Source organism: Bacteroides sp. 3_2_5, from assembly GCF_000159855.2.
Lineage (GTDB): Bacteria > Bacteroidota > Bacteroidia > Bacteroidales > Bacteroidaceae > Bacteroides > Bacteroides fragilis.
Map to the genome: position 1 here is coordinate 1938877 of NZ_JH636044.1, position 16626 is coordinate 1955502.

Annotated in this window: 13 protein-coding genes and 1 tRNA gene; 6 read left to right on the forward strand and 8 right to left on the reverse strand. The window is 39.5% G+C overall.

The genetic code is table 11. The features are described from left to right. Positions 1-14: 14 nt before the first annotated feature. The 5 genes from BSHG_RS10080 to BSHG_RS10060 form a co-directional block, all read right to left on the reverse strand. Positions 15-1322 carry a phenylacetate--CoA ligase gene (locus BSHG_RS10080; RefSeq protein ID WP_008659419.1) on the reverse strand — a complete coding sequence of 436 codons (1308 nt, stop codon included), beginning with the start codon at positions 1320-1322 and terminating at the stop codon, positions 15-17. A gap of 104 nt (positions 1323-1426) precedes the next feature. Next, complete coding sequence (locus BSHG_RS10075; RefSeq protein ID WP_005786586.1) at positions 1427-2011, reverse strand: indolepyruvate oxidoreductase subunit beta; 585 nt, start codon at positions 2009-2011, stop codon at positions 1427-1429. Between the two features lie 3 nt (positions 2012-2014). Continuing rightward, entirely contained in the window at positions 2015-3607 is a 1593-nt protein-coding gene (locus tag BSHG_RS10070) for a thiamine pyrophosphate-dependent enzyme (protein ID WP_005786589.1), read from the reverse strand. An 83-nt stretch (positions 3608-3690) separates the two neighbouring features. Beyond that, the gene (gene mltG / locus BSHG_RS10065; protein WP_008659421.1) at positions 3691-4728 is read right to left on the reverse strand and encodes an endolytic transglycosylase MltG; all 1038 of its coding nucleotides are present in this window, start codon (positions 4726-4728) and stop codon (positions 3691-3693) included. 157 nt (positions 4729-4885) lie between these two features. Beyond that, on the reverse strand, positions 4886-5764 hold the full coding sequence (locus BSHG_RS10060) for a DNA/RNA non-specific endonuclease (RefSeq protein ID WP_008659423.1): 879 nt from the start codon (positions 5762-5764) through the stop codon (positions 4886-4888). A 145-nt stretch (positions 5765-5909) separates the two neighbouring features. On the opposite strand from BSHG_RS10060, the gene BSHG_RS23255 reads away from it, so the two are divergent. Further along, complete coding sequence (locus tag BSHG_RS23255) at positions 5910-6056, forward strand: hypothetical protein (protein WP_005816961.1); 147 nt, start codon at positions 5910-5912, stop codon at positions 6054-6056. A gap of 302 nt (positions 6057-6358) precedes the next feature. On the opposite strand, the gene BSHG_RS10055 is transcribed toward BSHG_RS23255, so the two are convergent. Beyond that, positions 6359-7921, reverse strand: coding sequence for a leucine-rich repeat protein (locus tag BSHG_RS10055; RefSeq protein WP_008659427.1), 1563 nt, complete (start codon positions 7919-7921; stop codon positions 6359-6361). 423 nt (positions 7922-8344) lie between these two features. Beyond that, positions 8345-8417, reverse strand: a tRNA-Thr gene (locus BSHG_RS10050). Between the two features lie 198 nt (positions 8418-8615). Between BSHG_RS10050 and BSHG_RS10045 the strand changes: the two genes are divergently transcribed. The 5 genes from BSHG_RS10045 to BSHG_RS10025 all read left to right on the forward strand — a co-directional run bounded on the left by BSHG_RS10045 (position 8616) and on the right by BSHG_RS10025 (position 15272). Further along, positions 8616-10520 (forward strand): polysaccharide biosynthesis protein, encoded by a 1905-nt coding sequence (locus tag BSHG_RS10045; protein ID WP_005786603.1) that lies wholly within the window; start codon positions 8616-8618, stop codon positions 10518-10520. A 114-nt stretch (positions 10521-10634) separates the two neighbouring features. Further along, the gene (locus BSHG_RS10040) at positions 10635-13184 is read left to right on the forward strand and encodes an SLBB domain-containing protein (protein ID WP_008659429.1); all 2550 of its coding nucleotides are present in this window, start codon (positions 10635-10637) and stop codon (positions 13182-13184) included. 5 nt (positions 13185-13189) lie between these two features. Next, positions 13190-14302, forward strand: a complete 1113-nt coding sequence (locus BSHG_RS10035; protein ID WP_005786605.1) for a Wzz/FepE/Etk N-terminal domain-containing protein — start codon at positions 13190-13192, stop codon at positions 14300-14302. Then, positions 14278-14808 (forward strand): UpxY family transcription antiterminator, encoded by a 531-nt coding sequence (locus BSHG_RS10030; protein ID WP_008659430.1) that lies wholly within the window; start codon positions 14278-14280, stop codon positions 14806-14808. Before BSHG_RS10035 ends, BSHG_RS10030 begins: the two co-directional genes overlap by 25 nt. Then, complete coding sequence (locus BSHG_RS10025) at positions 14808-15272, forward strand: WbuC family cupin fold metalloprotein (protein ID WP_005786607.1); 465 nt, start codon at positions 14808-14810, stop codon at positions 15270-15272. Before BSHG_RS10030 ends, BSHG_RS10025 begins: the two co-directional genes overlap by 1 nt. Here the strand turns inward: BSHG_RS10025 and BSHG_RS10020 are convergent. Further along, positions 15269-16477, reverse strand: coding sequence for an ROK family transcriptional regulator (locus BSHG_RS10020; protein ID WP_005786608.1), 1209 nt, complete (start codon positions 16475-16477; stop codon positions 15269-15271). The two genes, BSHG_RS10025 and BSHG_RS10020, sit on opposite strands and share 4 nt — an antisense overlap. Positions 16478-16626 lie beyond the last annotated feature (149 nt).

Consider the following 16626-nt stretch of genomic DNA (forward strand, 5'->3'; position numbering starts at 1 on the left):
GGTTCATTGAATGATTATTTATTGTTTCTCAGATCTTTTACTCTGACAGCTTTGCCTTCGCTCTGAGGTAAAGAGCCTTTTTTTACCAACTTGAGTTTAGGCGTAACAAGTATCTCGTCTTTTAGCTGGCGGGTAATGTCTTTGCGTATCTTTTCCAGTTCGATATAATTGTCGGTAGAAAGATCACTCAGTTCTACTTCTACAATCATCTCGTCTTGATTGTTCACAGTTTCGAGCGTAATGAGATAATTGCTTCCTAGTTCGGGGAATTGTACCAATATCTTTTCTACTTGCATGGGGAATATATTTACTCCCTTGATAATGAACATATCATCGCTACGGCCTTTAATACGGTCTATCCGGATATGGGTACGGCCACAAGGACAGTCTCCCGGTAAAATGCGGGTAAGGTCACGTGTGCGATAGCGTATCAATGGCATCATTTCACGATCAAGAGTAGTGAGTACAAGTTCACCGATTTCTCCTTCGGGTACAGGTTCAGCTGTCTCGGGATTAATGATTTCCACATAATAGCAATCTTCCCAAAAATGCATGCCATTCTGCTCGGTACATTCAAATGCAACACCCGGACCATTCATCTCAGTCATGCCAAAGCTATTGTATGCTTTCACGCCAAGCATGCGTTCGATCTTCTTCCGCTGTTCGTCTGTATGCGGTTCAGCACCGATTACGAGCGTTTTAAGGGTGGTACTGCGCGGATCGATACCTTCCTCCTGAAAAACTTCGGCCAGGCGAATGGCGTAGCTGGGGATCGCATGCAGAGCTGTTGTCTTAAAGTCGGTGATAAACTTGATCTGACGCTTACTGTTGCCGGCAGCAGCGGGTACGGTCAATGCTCCCAGTCGTTCGGCTCCGTATTGGAATCCCAGTCCGCCGGTAAACATACCATAACCTGAACTGTTTTGAAAAACATCCGTATTACGTATACCTACACAATATAAGCATCGCGCAACCAGATTGGCCCATGAATCTAAGTCATGCTGCGAATGGACAATGACTGTCGGTGTTCCCGTTGTTCCGCTTGAAGAGTGGATGCGTACTCCGTCTTCTTTCATATTTCCTGCAACAAGTCCGAAAGGATAATTTGCCCGCATATCCGCCTTTGTGGTAAAAGGCAATTTACGGATGTCGTCTAGAGACTGGATACTCTCCGGAGTAATGCCATGCTCTTGAAATACTTTCTTATAATAAGGGGCATTGGCTGCTATATTTATTGTTTTTTTAAGCCGTTGGAGTTGTAATTCCTGTAGCTTCTTGCGACTCATGGTCTCTATCTCTTCTTCCCAATATTTTGTATTCATGGCTTCTGATATTTATTTAGATAGGGGGGATAATATATCAAGGTGATAATGCGACGATTGTTTCAATCACATTATCACCTTTTCCCATATTCAATTATCTTTGGTTATTTCATCGTTTTTTCTGCGATCTCTTTTCCGGCAGCCAAAGCTTTTAAATTCAATTCGACTATTGCATCGCCTTTCCGCTGGAATATTTCACGGATACTATCTTGTATCTTTTCATAATCAATGCCTAAAAACGGGATAGTGGCACCTAATAGAACGATGTTGGCAACTCGTGTAGACCCTAATTCTTTAGCTACTTTATCTACGTTCAATACGACTTTGTGTGGCAGTTTATTAATTTCTGCCATAACATCTGATTCAGCCGGATAATTGGGGATATTAACGAACGGAGTTTCATTCGTGACCAACCAACCCTCATGACCGAGGTAGGGCAGATATCTGAGTCCTTCCATGGGTTCGAGTGAAATGATTAAATCGCATTTACCCGAAGGAATCAAGTCAGAAGCAATGGGTTGATCGCTTATTCGGAGATTTGACTGTACATCTCCACCTCTCTGGCTCATGCCGTGTACTTCTGCCTGTTTCATATACAGACCATCTTTAAGAGCGGCCTTTCCGATTACTGTGGCGATAGACAGGATGCCTTGTCCGCCTACACCTGATAATATGATATCTTTTTTCATGGCTTACTTACTTCTTTTTTTACGTGCTAATGTTTGTATACACTCTCTGCGCGGGATGATAACGGATACTCCCTTATAATTAATTTCTTCGCGTATGATTTGCTTCATTTCTTCATAGTTCTTTTTCAATGGAACTACTACGCGAATGTGAGCCGGATCTACACCTAATCCGGCGCAAATGGCTTCAAGGCGACCTGTGCCGGCAGAATCTTGTCCACCGGTCATTGCTGTTGTTTCGTTGTCCGAAATGACGATGGTAACATTGGCATTTTCGTTGACACAGTCCAATAGTCCGGTCATGCCCGAATGAGTAAAAGTTGAGTCTCCGATTACAGCAACAGCAGGATGGAGTCCTCCATCGGAGGCACCCTTGGCCATGGTAATAGAGGCTCCCATGTCCACACATGAATTGATTGCGTTGAATGGGGCGTTTGCTCCTAAAGTATAGCAACCGATATCGCTGAAAACTTTGTGAGTGGGGTATTCTTCTTTTAGCACTTGAGTCAGTGTAATATACATGTCTCTGTGGCCGCACCCTTCACACAATGCCGGCGGACGCATTTCTACAATATTCGGAACATTGAATTCCGAGCTGTTCTCTTTGCCGAGCGCACGTGCAACCGTGTCCGGATTCAATTCACCGTCTTGTGATAATGTACCGTCAAGACGGCCTTTTACTTTTAATCCGATACCCAGATATCCTTTCAATTGTTTTTCAACAAATGGTTGTCCGTCTTCTAAAACAAGGATTTCGTCGCAAGCGTCGATTAATTGCATCAATTGTTTCTTGGGAAGCGGATATTGTCCAACTTTTAATACCGGATATTCGCAACCTTCCGGATAATTCTCCATTAGATAATTGTAACCGATTCCACAAGCTACAATACCAGTTTTCTTGTTGGGGCCATCGATGTATCTGTTATATGGTGACTCTTCTGATGCTTTGATGAATTCTTCCTGGCGTGTGAGTAGTACTTTATAACGTTTGCGTGCGTTGCCCGGGAGCAGGATAAATTGGCGCGGGTCTTCGCTGAACGAAATTTCGTTTTGTGGCTTTTGTGCTTTGTTTTCTACACCTGAACGAGAGTGAGCCAGACGTGTCACCATACGCATTAGTATCGGTTCACCTATCTTTTCAGAAAACTCAAAACCGTTGTACACCATATCATAAGCTTCCTGCTGGTTGCTCGGTTCGTACATCGGGATCAAAGAGAAATCGCCATAAAAACGGCTATCCTGTTCGTTTTGCGATGAATGCATGCTGGGGTCATCTGCTGCTACTACAATTAGTCCGCCTTTTACACCTGTGATGGCCGAATTGATAAAACAGTCGGCGGCTACGTTCATTCCTACATGTTTCATGCAGACTAATGCACGTTTGCCAACAAAAGACATACCTAAGGCAGCTTCCATTGCCGTCTTTTCGTTGGCACACCAACGGTTGTGTATGTTACGCTCGCTCGTAATAGGAGCCATTTGAATATATTCGGTAATTTCTGTAGATGGAGTGCCGGGATAAGCGTAAACGCCTGAAAGTCCGGCATCCAATGCTGCTTGCGCAATGGCTTCGTCGCCAAGTAAGAGTTGTTTGCTCATATCTTATTTTCTTTTGGTGTTAATCACGTATTTTGTTATAATATCGGGCAAAGATACATTTTTAAGATCATTTTATCACGGGATTACTTAAAAATCTTTCTTTCATTCAGCGCTTTCCAGTATTTTCTTGCATTAACCATATGATCTGCATAATTGGAGGCAAAATTATGCGTACCGGAGAAATCTTCTTTTGCGCACATATAGATATAGTTATGCTTTACATAATTCAAGACACTGTCCAGCCCTTTGGGTGATGGTATCCGGATAGGGCCCGGAGGCAGTCCCGCATTCAGGTAAGTGTTATAGGGAGACTGTACGTTTAAGTGTTGATTGGTGATTCTGCGTAACCCGAAATCTTGTAGTGCGAATTTGATAGTCGGGTCGGCTTGCAGGGGCATGCCGGCATGTAATCGGTTGATGTACAATCCTGCAACCATAGGCTTTTCTGCATTGTTGTTGGTTTCTTCTTCTACGATGGAGGCCAGCGTGCAAACTTCTTCAGGAGTCATCCCTATTGCTTGGGCCTTTGAGAGTCGGTCTTTGTTCCAAAATTTATCATGCTCTTTCTTCATTCGGGCTAAAAAGTCTGCTGCACTGACATCCCAATATACCTGATATGTTTCGGGAATAAATAAGCAGGGGATGGTGGCTTCTGTGTATCCCATTTTTTCCAGAAAAATAGAGTCGTATAGTGCCATGGCAATTTCAGCGGAATCTATCATTAACTGTTTCCCTACGCTGCGGACTAATCTGTCAAGTGTTCGGACACTTCCAATTGTCAGGTTGACAGGAGTTTGATAGCCTCTTGATAATCTACTGTATAATTGATAAGTGTTATCTCCGGGTTTGATGGCGTAACGTCCGGTATGGATATTTTTACTATATTCACGGAAATGGGACATCCATTTGAAGCCATTAAAGCTATGAGGGTTTCCTTGCTTTTTTATTTTATTGAAGATGGAGTCTGTAGTATCATCGCGGTCTATATAGATATAAGTTGTCTTACTTGGATGAAACTGGGGGTAAAATAGGTAGTAATAGACTGTTCCTGCACCGGCGATACAAATGAAGAAAAAAGTAGCCAGTATGCTGAGAAATATTTTCTTTCTTTTCTTATTCATATAGAATATCTAATGGTTATAAAATCGTGCCAAAGTTAAGAAGATTTCAATGATGATTGCTCTTGGATAATAAATGTTTTCTATCTGTTTAGTTATTATTTGCTTTTGGGGACTGTTGTTTTTTTCAATTCTTATCTTTCAATTGATGTGTTTGGGTTTAGATGCTCCATAAGGTGGTATCTATCCGACTTTCTATTTCATTTTCTAAAGAATCGGGGAGTGAAGAAAAGAAATCCAGTCCGGTGAGTTGTTCAATGCTGTCAATAGAGACGGCATAATTTCGTAAAGGTGCTATTGCGCGTTCATTCTTAAAAATAAATCCGATAGCTTTGGGAGTGGAACCGTGAAGAGAGAGAATGACCTTAAAGAACTTTGATGGAACAGTCACCCGGTTTTTGCCGATTACCGGAGATTTTTTATTCGTGACCGGGCCGCAAATAATAAGGATTGCACTATCGGCTACAGCCCATTCGCGGACCTTGTCCTCCAGTGTTTTCCATTTCCGACGGTTAAGTTCGGGATGTTGCGGACATACATTGCTGAAATAAAAGGATTCTTTCATGGCTTCATTACTCCATTTCATGTCGGCAGCAGGTGCCATATGACCTTTGTCAAATCCGGAACGGGAATAATCAGAATTGTTTGCCATACCTCCTTTCACGACAGGATCGGCGATGAATCGTTCGTTTCTTTTTATATTCCCTTGTGTCTTTTGCTTGGTGAGTTCGTAAGCTACCCAATTGGGGATCTTTTTATCCTTATTATAAGACACAGTATAACCTTTGTGATGAATTATCTGCTCTGTTAATGGGAATTGGGAAACCGGAACCTTCAGATTTTCATCGTGAGAATAATTGGGACGTGCAACATTCGGTCTTGATACTTTGGTTGCCTGAAAGAATACAGCTTGAATTTCCGGTGTGCAGAGATAGACTCCGTAGATTAATGGTAAAATCGCAAATAGAGCTATTATCCAAAAGCTCTTAAACGAATTGTGGTGTTGTTTTTTAGATGGTCTTTTTCGCTTATTTTTCATGATATTGAAAATTTAAAGCCGGGCGTTTCGAATAATATATTGAGCGAGTCATTGTTGACACTCTCAGAATAACTATTGGGGATGATTTTTGTCGCATCAAAATTAATCAATCGATCAAGAAGTAACAAATTAAACAGGTAGAATTATGAAAGCGGCCATTGATTACAAAAAAGCAAATAATGAACTAACCGGGGTTGACACATTCGAGGGTATATTGGGTTATATTGTAGCGACAGTTATTTCAAATAAGAATATTCAAGCTCATGAAAGGAGCGGGAAGATATATGAATGAATTTGATTATATGGAAGTATAGCATAAAACGAGGAACTAATAGAATATAGTTATCTGCCTGCAAATGATACCGCCTTTGTAAAACTTTTACGCAGACGGTTTATGCATTAGCGGATATTAAGACTCTGTTTGAACTTTTTTGAATAAACTTTTATATAGGTTTTATCGATTTGTTTTGAGTTCCTTTTCGATTTATTCCCTCGTTTTTTATTCGTCACATAACCCGCTATGCAGCTCACAAAACGGGAAAATATCTTCGAAAACAAATCTCAAAACAGCTTCGAGCGAAATTTAAACAGACCTTAAAGGGCAACGATTTTTTCAGCGAATGGCTTCCAAGCTTTGTTCTGCTTGTATGTTTCGACAAGGTTTTGGGGAACTCTTATCTTTTGAATTCCTGGCGGTACGGGGTAATAGTCGGCAGTAACCATCGTAGGCGACATTAATGAAATTTCGTCCAGCGAAACAGCATTTCCGAAAGCATTGAAGTCTAATGCCTTCACACTTGCGGGTAAAATAAGAGTTTTTACTTGACACTTGTTCAGAGCACTTATTCCTATTTTAGCTATGCTTGCGGGAATTTTAAGAACAGTGAGTTTAGGAGAATGGTTAAAACATTCGCTCACTATTGCTGCCGTCCTGTCAACAGGCGAAGGTGTTATCCGGGTTCCGTAAGTTTCGATGGTAGTAAGTTCGGGACAGTTGTAGAAAGAGCGGTCAATGTGGTAAATAGTATTCGGAAGGGTTACTTTCTGAATGGAACTGCCGGAAAAAGCCTCCAGGTCAATCACTTCACTTCCTTCGGGCAGAGTCAATTCTTTCAAGTTCTTTGTCTCTATGAAAGCCGATGCACCTACAATCCTAAAAGTGGAAGGTAAAGATATAGAAGATATACCGGATTTCCCGAAAGCTCCGTTCTGTAGTTCTTTGACGGAAGTATGGCTTATGTCGATAACATTCAGATCAGTACACCCGTAAAATGCCTCCTTTCCAACAACTTCCAAAGAAGCAGGCAGTGCTATTTTTTTTATTCCGGAAAATAAAAAGGCCTCTTCCGGCAATTCCTTAATCGATGTGTGGCTTAAATCGACGATTTTCAGATTTCTGCAATAAGCAAATGCTGCCTGCTCAATCGTACTCAAAGAGGCAGGGAACAGAAGTTCACTCGCTTTGATATTCTTATTTTCAAAGGCCTTTGATCCTATTGTGCGAATACCATCCGGGAAGGTTATTGATGTAAAGTCGGAATCAATGACACTTACAACTTTATCTCCGTCTACTTTTACAGGTAATATTTGCACATCAAAAGATACTTGTTTACCATCCAATTCAAGTGTCACTATTTGAAGTTGTGCCGGTACGGAAGAATTGAAACCCTGTACCCAATCAGCAGATGGAGCTGAATTTACTTTTATCGTACCATCGGCATAGTTTATTTCAAGTACCATATTACTGAGGGAGAGAGGCTCTCCTAATGTATATACGGTTTTTGAAGGTAAAGTCTTAATTGAAATCGCTTGAATATCATTAATCAGCACTTGTATTTTAAAAGTAACGGTAAAACTACCTTTGTGTACCTCTAAAATCTGATCGTTTTCGGGTACCGTATTGTTGAATCCAGTGATTTCGTCTTTTTTTACAGGAACTATTTCAGACGTTTCATTTGAATAAAATACTTTCAATGTCATATCGGATACATCCAATTCTTCTCCTATGAAATATATTCTTTTTCCAGGTAGTTTATCAATCTCGATTTTTACTATTGTATTAGGAATTAATTCGTTTGGAGAGTCTTTGGAACATGCACCCAAGAAAGTCATTGACAGAAGGAAAACATAAATAAAGTAAAACTGCTTTTGCTTCATCTTTTTCTATTTTTTTTTAATGCGGACATAATTATCCTTAAACTAAAGAACAAGAACAAGGGAGGAAATGTTCTTGATGCCATTGAGCACAAAATGTTTTTTATGTAATAGTAATATTGGTAATGTTTTGGTTACCAGTGAATTTTTCTTCTACTGGAAGTTACTCTATACGATTGCATATAAAGTTATTAAAAAAGAATACATAGGATGGATATTTTTTTGTTGAGATACACAACAAGATAGGAAAATATTTCCTGCTGTTGGTTTTGCCTTTAGAATAGTAAAGGATAATATTGCCATAAGCTATACTTTTGTGACACTCCATCAGACACTTCCAATGATTTAGATGTAGTTCGGTTTCACTTTTTTATAGCTTTGTAAATTGCCCTATATATGATGACCCTTTTATATCTCTTATAAAAGAGCCGCTAGCCAGACTTGAACTGGCGACCTACGCGTTACGAATGCGTTGCTCTACCGACTGAGCTATAGCGGCGTGACACTTTACCGTTTACGGCGTGCAAAATTACAGCTTTATTTTTAAAAACAAAATGAATCTATACTTTTTTCGTGATAATTTCTCTGAAATGTTTATAAAATAAAAAGGTTAGGGATTAAATTAGAAAATAGTTGTAGATTCAAATATTTAAACTCATATTTGCATATTTACTGATAAATCTACTTTTATATTACTATGAATATACGATTTTATTATAAGTATCTTTCATCGCGAGTTGCTTCAAAATGGCTGATACTTGCTGTCGATGTTCTTTTAGTGATCTTTTCAATGTTTCTGGCAAGCCTTTTGCAAATAGGTCTGTCGGCATTAGTCTTTGAGTTTTCGTTGTGGGTGTGGACAACACTGTTTTGTGTAATATTCAATGTGTGCTTCTTTCATCTGAATCGTACTTATGTAGGGGTCATTCGATATTCTTCCTTTATTGATATTTCTCGTATTTTCATTTCCTTAACCTTGGGATATTTGGTTACCTGTGTAGGCAATTTGCTTTGGATGGGGTGGAGTGGACGAGAAGTATTGCCGATTAGTGTTATTCTTACAGCTTATATCGTCAATTTCTCCTTGATGGTCTGTTTGCGTATTTTGGTGAAAATGATCCATGAGTTGATGACTTTCGATCGTAGACATAGTATTCGGGTGTTTGTTTATGGTTCGAAGGGATCTGGTATTAATATTGCCAAATCATTACGAGTTAGTAGAAGTAATCATTTTAGATTAAAAGGATTTATTTCAGACGATACAGGCTTTATAGGGAAGCAGACGATGGGGTGTAGGGTATATGCGAATAATGAATCTCTGTTTGATATTTTAGAAGAAGAGAGAATTGAAGCTATTATTGTTTCTTCTGAGAAAGTGCACCGACTTGAAACCTCCGGTATGATTGACCGGTTGATAGCCGAGGATATTCGTATTCTTACAGTTCCTCCATTCAATGATCTGGGAAAGGAAGGTATGCAAATAAAGGATATTCAGATAGAAGATTTGTTACAGAGAGACCCTATTCATGTAGATATTCGAAAAATATCTTCCCATATAGAAGGAAAGAGAATAATGATTACGGGAGCTGCCGGTTCAATTGGGCGTGAAATGGTGAGGCAGATAGCCGGATTGAATCCATATAAATTAATTTTGGTTGATCAGGCAGAATCACCTTTGCATAATGTACAATTGGAACTGTTGGATAATTGGCGGGATATTGATGCTAAAATGCTGGTTGCCGATGTGACTAACCAAACGCGCATGGAATCAATCTTTAAAGACTATCGTCCGCAGTATGTTTTCCATGCTGCTGCCTATAAACATGTGCCCATGATGGAAGATAATGTATCTGAAGCCATACAGGTGAATGTGTTGGGTACTCGTATTATGGCTGACTTAGCTGTAAAATATGGTGTGGAAAAATTTGTGATGGTCTCTACGGATAAGGCTGTCAATCCGACTAACGTAATGGGATGTAGTAAAAGACTTGCTGAGATTTATGTTCAGTCTCTCGCACATCAATTATCTAAATATGCCAATGATGGGGCATTAGTGAAATTTATCACAACTCGTTTTGGGAATGTGCTTGGCTCGAACGGATCTGTGATACCTAGATTTAAACAACAGATAGAGAAAGGAGGGCCGGTTACTGTAACGCATCCTCAGGTTATACGTTATTTTATGACTATTCCGGAAGCGTGCCAATTGGTATTGGAAGCGGGAAGTATGGGTAATGGGGGTGAAATCTATATTTTTGATATGGGCAATCCTGTGAAGATTGTTGATCTAGCCAGAAGAATGATCTATTTGAGTGGGCAGAAAAATATAAAAATAGAGTTTACCGGCTTGCGGCATGGTGAGAAGCTATATGAAGAGTTATTGAATGTGAAAGAGTTCACTTGTCCTACCTACCATGAAAAAATAATGATAGCCAAAGTTCGTGAATATGATTATGAAGAGGTTAAGCAAGAAATTCAAAAGTTAATAGATTTGAGCTATACTTCTGACACCATGGGAATTGTCGCTTCTATGAAAAAGATAGTTCCTGAATTTGTAAGCAAGAATTCGGAGTTTGAGATATTAGATAAAGCCTCTTTTTAATCTATTTTCGAAAACTTAGGAATGAAATAAATGTATATTATGAAAATAATATATTACCTTTGTGGCCGATTTATAATTTATTAGAGGAACACTAAAGATTAATCAGAATATCTTATGCGTAGATTTATTACACTATTCTTCTTGATTTTTACCTTGTCCGGAGTGGCTGTAGCTCAGCAAATGTCCGATGATCAGGTCGTGCAGTATGTAAAAGATGCTCAAAAGATGGGTAAAACTCAGAAGCAGATTACAACAGAGTTGATGAGAAGGGGCGTTACGAAAGAACAAGTCGAACGCATTCAGGAAAAATATGAAAATGGAAGTGGCAGTACCGGTACACAGAACAACCAGAACTCAACAAGGTCGCGTACGCGTACTCAGCAAAATGATGAAAGTGATTACTCTAATCGCTCTCAAAAAAATCTGAGAGATCAGAAAAATCAAAAGAACCAGAAGAATATAAAAGGGCTTCGTCAGTCGAACAACCAGAAAAACAAGCGTGGAATAGGAGATGAGAATCTGGAAATGACAGATGAAGACATGATGAATGAGGAAGACTGGTCTGACGAGTACACCGTGAAGCCGGAAGAGGATCCGACTCAACAAATTTTCGGACATAATATTTTTACGAACGAGAACCTTACATTTGAACCCAATCTGAATATAGCAACTCCTGTAAGCTATCGTTTGGGACCTGGAGACGAGGTGATTATAGATGTGTGGGGAGCTTCTCAGACTACAATCAGACAAACCATTTCTCCGGAGGGTAGTATTTTAGTCGATAATCTTGGTCCTATTTACCTAAGTGGAATGACTGTTCGTGAGGCTAATAATGCGGTACGTCGTGAATTTGCGAAAATCTACGCAGGTATATCCGGCCCGAATCCTAATACTTCAGTTGATCTGACGTTAGGCAATATCCGTACTATTCAAATTAGTATTATGGGAGAAGTTGCTGTTCCGGGTACTTATGCGCTCTCGGCATTCTCTTCTGTATTCCATGCTCTCTATCGTGCCGGTGGTGTTAATAAGATAGGTAGTTTACGTAGTATTAAAGTTGTGCGTAACGGCAAAAAAATAGCAGATCTGGATGTTTACGATTTCATAATGAAGGGGAAACTGAATGACGATGTTCGTTTGCAAGACGGTGATGTGGTCATTGTTGATCCATATGAATCTTTAGTGCAGATTACCGGTAAGGTAAAACGTCCGATGTTTTATGAGATGAAGCCTTCTGAGACAATGGCTACTATTTTAAAATATTCAGGTGGTTTCACCGGGGATGCTTATAAAAAAGCTATACGCTTAATTCGTAAAACAGGCCGTGAGCATCAGGTTTATAATGTAGATGAAATGGATTATTCGGTATTTAAACTGGATGATGGAGATGTGCTGGCTGTGGATTCGGTATTGGAGCGTTTTGAAAACCGTGTTGAAGTCCGTGGTGCTGTTTATCGTGCCGGTATGTACCAAATCGATGGAACTGTAAACACAGTAAAACAATTAATAAAGAAAGCTGAAGGAGTGAGAGGGGATGCTTTCTTAAACCGTGCTATCATCGATCGTGAGAATGATGATCTTACTCATGAGATGATTCAAATTGATTTAAAGGGATTGTTGAATGGTACTGTAGCTGATATTCCTCTTCAGAAAAATGATATCCTTTATATTCCGAGTATTGAAGATTTGAAGGAGGAAGCAACCCTTACGATTCATGGTGAAGTAGCCAATCCGGGTACTTATTTGTATTCATCCAATATGTCGGTTGAAGACCTTGTTCTACAAGCCGGAGGATTATTGGAGGCAGCTTCGACAGCCCGTGTGGATGTGTCCCGACGAATAAAAAATTCAAAAAGTACTGAATTGAGTAATGTAGTTGGTAAGACTTTCTCTTTTGAATTGAAAGATGGTTTTCTTGTAGGAGGTGATCAGGATTTCCATTTGGAACCTTTTGACGAAGTATATATTCGTCGTAGCCCTGCTTATCATCAACAACAAAATGTTACAGTTGGAGGCGAGGTCTTATTTGGTGGACGTTATGCGCTATCAAAGAAGAACGAACGTCTTAGTGATTTGATTTCTAAAGCGGGCGGTATTACTCAAGATGCTTATGTGAAAGGTGCCCGTTTGATTCGTAAAATGACAGAAGAAGAGTTGCGCCGCAAGGAGGATGCACTTCGTATGGCTAATAAGGGTGGAGCTGATTCCATTTCTGTTAAGACCCTTGATGTCTCTGATACTTATTCTGTCGGTATTGAGTTGGAAAAGGCTTTGGCTAATCCGGGGTCAGACTTTGATATGGTATTACGTGAAGGCGATATTTTGTTTGTGCCGGAGTATGTAAGTACCGTCAAAATCAATGGTGCTGTGATGTATCCCAATACAGTATTATATAAGAAAGGCGAAAGTTTGAAATACTATATTAATCAGGCCGGTGGTTTTGCAAGTCTTGCAAAGAAAAAAAGAGCTTTTGTGGTTTATATGAATGGAACAGTGTCTCGTTTACGTACGGGAAATTCTAAAGCGATAGAACCGGGCTGTGAGATTATCGTGCCAAGTAAAGATCCGAAGAAGAGAATGTCGGCAGCCGAAATTATAGGAATGGGTACTTCTGCTGCTTCATTAGCAACTATGATTGCAACGATGGTTAACCTCTTTAAGTAATAACTATGACTGAAGATAAGAATATAAATAAAACGACTCCGCAATCTGAGGAACAAGAAATTGATCTGATAGAGTTGGCTCAGAAAGTTTGGGCCGGTCGTAAACTAGTATTAAAGGTTTGTGGTGTTGCCGTGTTAGTAGGACTTGTAGTGGCTTTTAGTATTCCTAAAGAGTATTCTACAAGTGTAACACTGGCACCGGAAACAGGTAGCAAGTCTTCTACTGGAGGCATGGGGGCATTAGCCGCTATGGCCGGTATTAATCTTGGCAGTTCAACCGGAGAAGATGCACTTTCTCCCGAATTGTATCCTGATATTGTTAGTTCCACACCTTTTCTATTGGAAATGTTCGATGTGAAGGTTGCTGATCAGAAAGGCAAGATTAATACAACTCTGTATGAGTACTTGGATAAATATCAACGGGCTCCTTGGTGGGGAGCGGTTGCATCAGCTCCTTTCAAAGCATTAGGTTGGGTTGTATCTTTGTTTAAAGATGCACCGGAGGAACAGGGAGATGCAAAGATAGATCCTTTCTATTTGACTGCAGATCAAGCTGGAATAGCGGATGCTTTGAGTCATCGTATATCTGTTTCGGTAGATAAGAAAACAGGAGTGACTACACTTACTGTGACAATGCAGGATCCATTAATTTCTGCAGCATTAACAGATACGGTAATGCATTGTTTGCAAAATTATATCACAGATTATCGTACCAATAAAGCGCGTCATGATTTGGCTTTTACTGAGAAACTATTTAATGAAGCTCAGGAGAACTACTATGAAGCGCAGCAGAAATATGCTCGTTTTATGGATGGTAATCAAAATATCATTATGCAAAGTTTTCGTACAGAGCAAGAGCGTTTGCAAAATGAGATGAATTTAGCTTATGGAGTATTCACTCAAGTGTCGCAACAATTGCAATTGGCGAAAGCTAAAGTACAGGAAATAACTCCTGTTTATACTGTAGTACAACCTGCTACAGTCCCTTTGAGACCGGCTAAACCTAATAAAATCATGATTTTAATTGGTTTTGTATTCTTAGCGGGTGTAGGTAGTATAGGATGGATTCTCTTTGTTAAAGATTTATTGAACGGATGGAAGAAACAGCCAGAAAAATAAAAGAAAATGCTTCTTGCTGGTATGCTGTATATACAGCACCGAGAGCAGAGAAGAAAGTGAAGGAACAACTGGATAAGATAGGCGTTGAAAACTATTTGCCTCTTCAACCGGTAGTTCGTTTGTGGAACAATCGCAAGAAAAAGATTTTCATTCCTGTTGTTCCGGGATGTCTATTTGTGCACATCTCCTCTGAGGAGATTGCTCATGTAGCCGGTATTCATGGAGTAGCTTTTTTACTGAAGGAAAAGGGACAATATGTTTCTATACCGGAAGTTCAAATGGAGACTTTCAAGACTATGATAGAGCACTCTTGCGAACTGGTCGAGTTTGCGCCAAATGAGTTTGTTCCTGGAACCGTAGTGCGAGTAATAAGTGGACAATTACAAGGATTGGAAGCTGAGCTAGTTGAGTGCCAAGGAAATAATAAGTTGTTACTGCGAGTTGAAGGGTTGGGATGCGCTTTGGTTACAGTCTCAACGGATTGTGTAGCTTCAAAAGAGGAATAATGAAACTGATTACCGAAGGGCTTCTTGATAAAGTGACTGATCAGGCAAAAGAGAATTCACGCCTGCGGATGAATTACAATTTCCATGACTCCATGGATGCTCCTATTCACAGGATGTTGAATGCTTTGGAGCCGGGAACTTACTTGCCGCCACATCGTCATAAGAATCCGGATAAGGAAGAAGTTTATCTTGTATTGAGAGGTAGTTTGTTGGCTATCCTGTTTGATGATGAGGGTAATGTAACGGAAAAGGTTCATTTGAATCCAGCTGAGGGACATTATGGAATTGAGATTCCTCCCTGTGTATGGCATACTATCGTTGTCTTAGAATCTGGAACCGTTATTTATGAAATAAAGCAAGGGCCTTTTGCTCCTCTTATTCCTGAAAATTTAGCATCTTGGGCACCTCCTGCAACTGATGAGGAGGCGGCCCGAGTATTTATGCAGCGAATGCTTGAGCTTTAACACTCAAACATTCTGCTCCTTGCAAGCATGCAAGCTCCGACAATACCGGCTCTGTCTTTTAGTTTTGAAGTGACGATTGCCGAGTCTTTATTGACCAGATTAAGTGAGTACTTGCGGACAGCTGTTTTTATTGGTTGAGTAATGTAGTCTCCTGTCAGCGAAATTGTTCCTCCGATAATGACAAGTTCCGGATTAAAAAGATTGATAAGTCCGGCAATTTGTTTGCCTAATTTCTGCCCGATTTCTTCCACTATTTCAATACATAAAAGATCTTCCTTGTTTACAGAAGCAATGATTTCATCCAAGGTTATAGGATTATTAATGTCTCCTATACGATTGGATAAGATTGAGTTTTCACCATTTTGTATACGTTCCAGCAAGATGCGGTGTAGCGCAGATCCGGAAGCTTCTGTTTCGAGACAGCCTTTTTTGCCGCAGTGGCAAATAATTTCATTGTCAAAGGTACTGGTATGGCCGAATTCTCCGGAAAATCCGGATTTTCCTGTATAAATTTTGCCATCGATGATGATTCCAACACCTAGCCCCCAACTGATATTTACGAAGATAATATCTTTTTCGCCATTTACACACCCCTTTAGGTATTCTCCATAGGTCATGGCGCGCGTATCATTATCTATTGTTACCTTATACCCTAATTTTTCAGCTAAAACTTCAGATAATGGGCGTTCTTCAAAATTGAATTGACTAAAACTATATCCGGATTCCGGATTAACGCGTCCGGAAACATTTACATTGATATTTAATATTTTGTCTTTAGCTATTGTCAACTTCTTGATAAAATTTGAAATGAGTTTGCATAACTCATTCAATCCTTCTATTGAATTTTCAAATTTATAAGGAATATTCATTTTAAGTTCCATCATGTCACCTTTGAAGTTGATCAAGCCGATATTAATGGCAAATCTTTTGATATCGACTCCTATAAAGTAGCCGGATTCAGGATTTAAGCCATATAGGTTAGGGTGCCGTCCTCCACTTGTTTCCAATTTGCCATAGTCGTTGATATAACCTTCTTCGCACATTTCACTGATAAACTTAGTGACTGTAGGGACACTAAGATCCAATTCTTTGGACAGGTCGGTAATTGTTGAACTGCCATTATATATATAATGTGTAATAATTTTCTTTTTGAGAAGAGCGCTTTTGGTACCTAGTTCTATTTCTTTTAAAAGATGTTGTTTCATATAGATTAATAATTTTGGTAATATCTACAAAGATAGTTAATTTGTTTATTAATTTAGGGTTTATAAGGTGAAAAGATGTTTCTCTATTGTTTTTAATTAATAATAATAGTGAATGAATTTTATTAAGTAGATCTTTGGAATCTCTTTTT

What these genes read in the sequence shown, in the direction of transcription:
- BSHG_RS10040 (WP_008659429.1), top strand. Translation starts at nt 10,635, where the DNA reads ATGCGTAGATTTATTACACTATTCTTCTTGATTTTTACCTTGTCCGGA.
- BSHG_RS10035 (WP_005786605.1), top strand. Translation starts at nt 13,190, where the DNA reads ATGACTGAAGATAAGAATATAAATAAAACGACTCCGCAATCTGAGGAA.
- BSHG_RS10025 (WP_005786607.1), top strand. Translation starts at nt 14,808, where the DNA reads ATGAAACTGATTACCGAAGGGCTTCTTGATAAAGTGACTGATCAGGCA.
- BSHG_RS10060 (WP_008659423.1), bottom strand. Translation starts at nt 5,764, where the DNA reads ATGAAAAATAAGCGAAAAAGACCATCTAAAAAACAACACCACAATTCG.
- BSHG_RS23255 (WP_005816961.1), top strand. Translation starts at nt 5,910, where the DNA reads ATGAAAGCGGCCATTGATTACAAAAAAGCAAATAATGAACTAACCGGG.
- BSHG_RS10030 (WP_008659430.1), top strand. Translation starts at nt 14,278, where the DNA reads ATGGAAGAAACAGCCAGAAAAATAAAAGAAAATGCTTCTTGCTGGTAT.
- BSHG_RS10080 (WP_008659419.1), bottom strand. Translation starts at nt 1,322, where the DNA reads ATGAATACAAAATATTGGGAAGAAGAGATAGAGACCATGAGTCGCAAG.
- BSHG_RS10045 (WP_005786603.1), top strand. Translation starts at nt 8,616, where the DNA reads ATGAATATACGATTTTATTATAAGTATCTTTCATCGCGAGTTGCTTCA.
- BSHG_RS10055 (WP_008659427.1), bottom strand. Translation starts at nt 7,921, where the DNA reads ATGAAGCAAAAGCAGTTTTACTTTATTTATGTTTTCCTTCTGTCAATG.
- mltG (WP_008659421.1), bottom strand. Translation starts at nt 4,728, where the DNA reads ATGAATAAGAAAAGAAAGAAAATATTTCTCAGCATACTGGCTACTTTT.
- BSHG_RS10070 (WP_005786589.1), bottom strand. Translation starts at nt 3,607, where the DNA reads ATGAGCAAACAACTCTTACTTGGCGACGAAGCCATTGCGCAAGCAGCA.
- BSHG_RS10075 (WP_005786586.1), bottom strand. Translation starts at nt 2,011, where the DNA reads ATGAAAAAAGATATCATATTATCAGGTGTAGGCGGACAAGGCATCCTG.
- BSHG_RS10020 (WP_005786608.1), bottom strand. Translation starts at nt 16,477, where the DNA reads ATGAAACAACATCTTTTAAAAGAAATAGAACTAGGTACCAAAAGCGCT.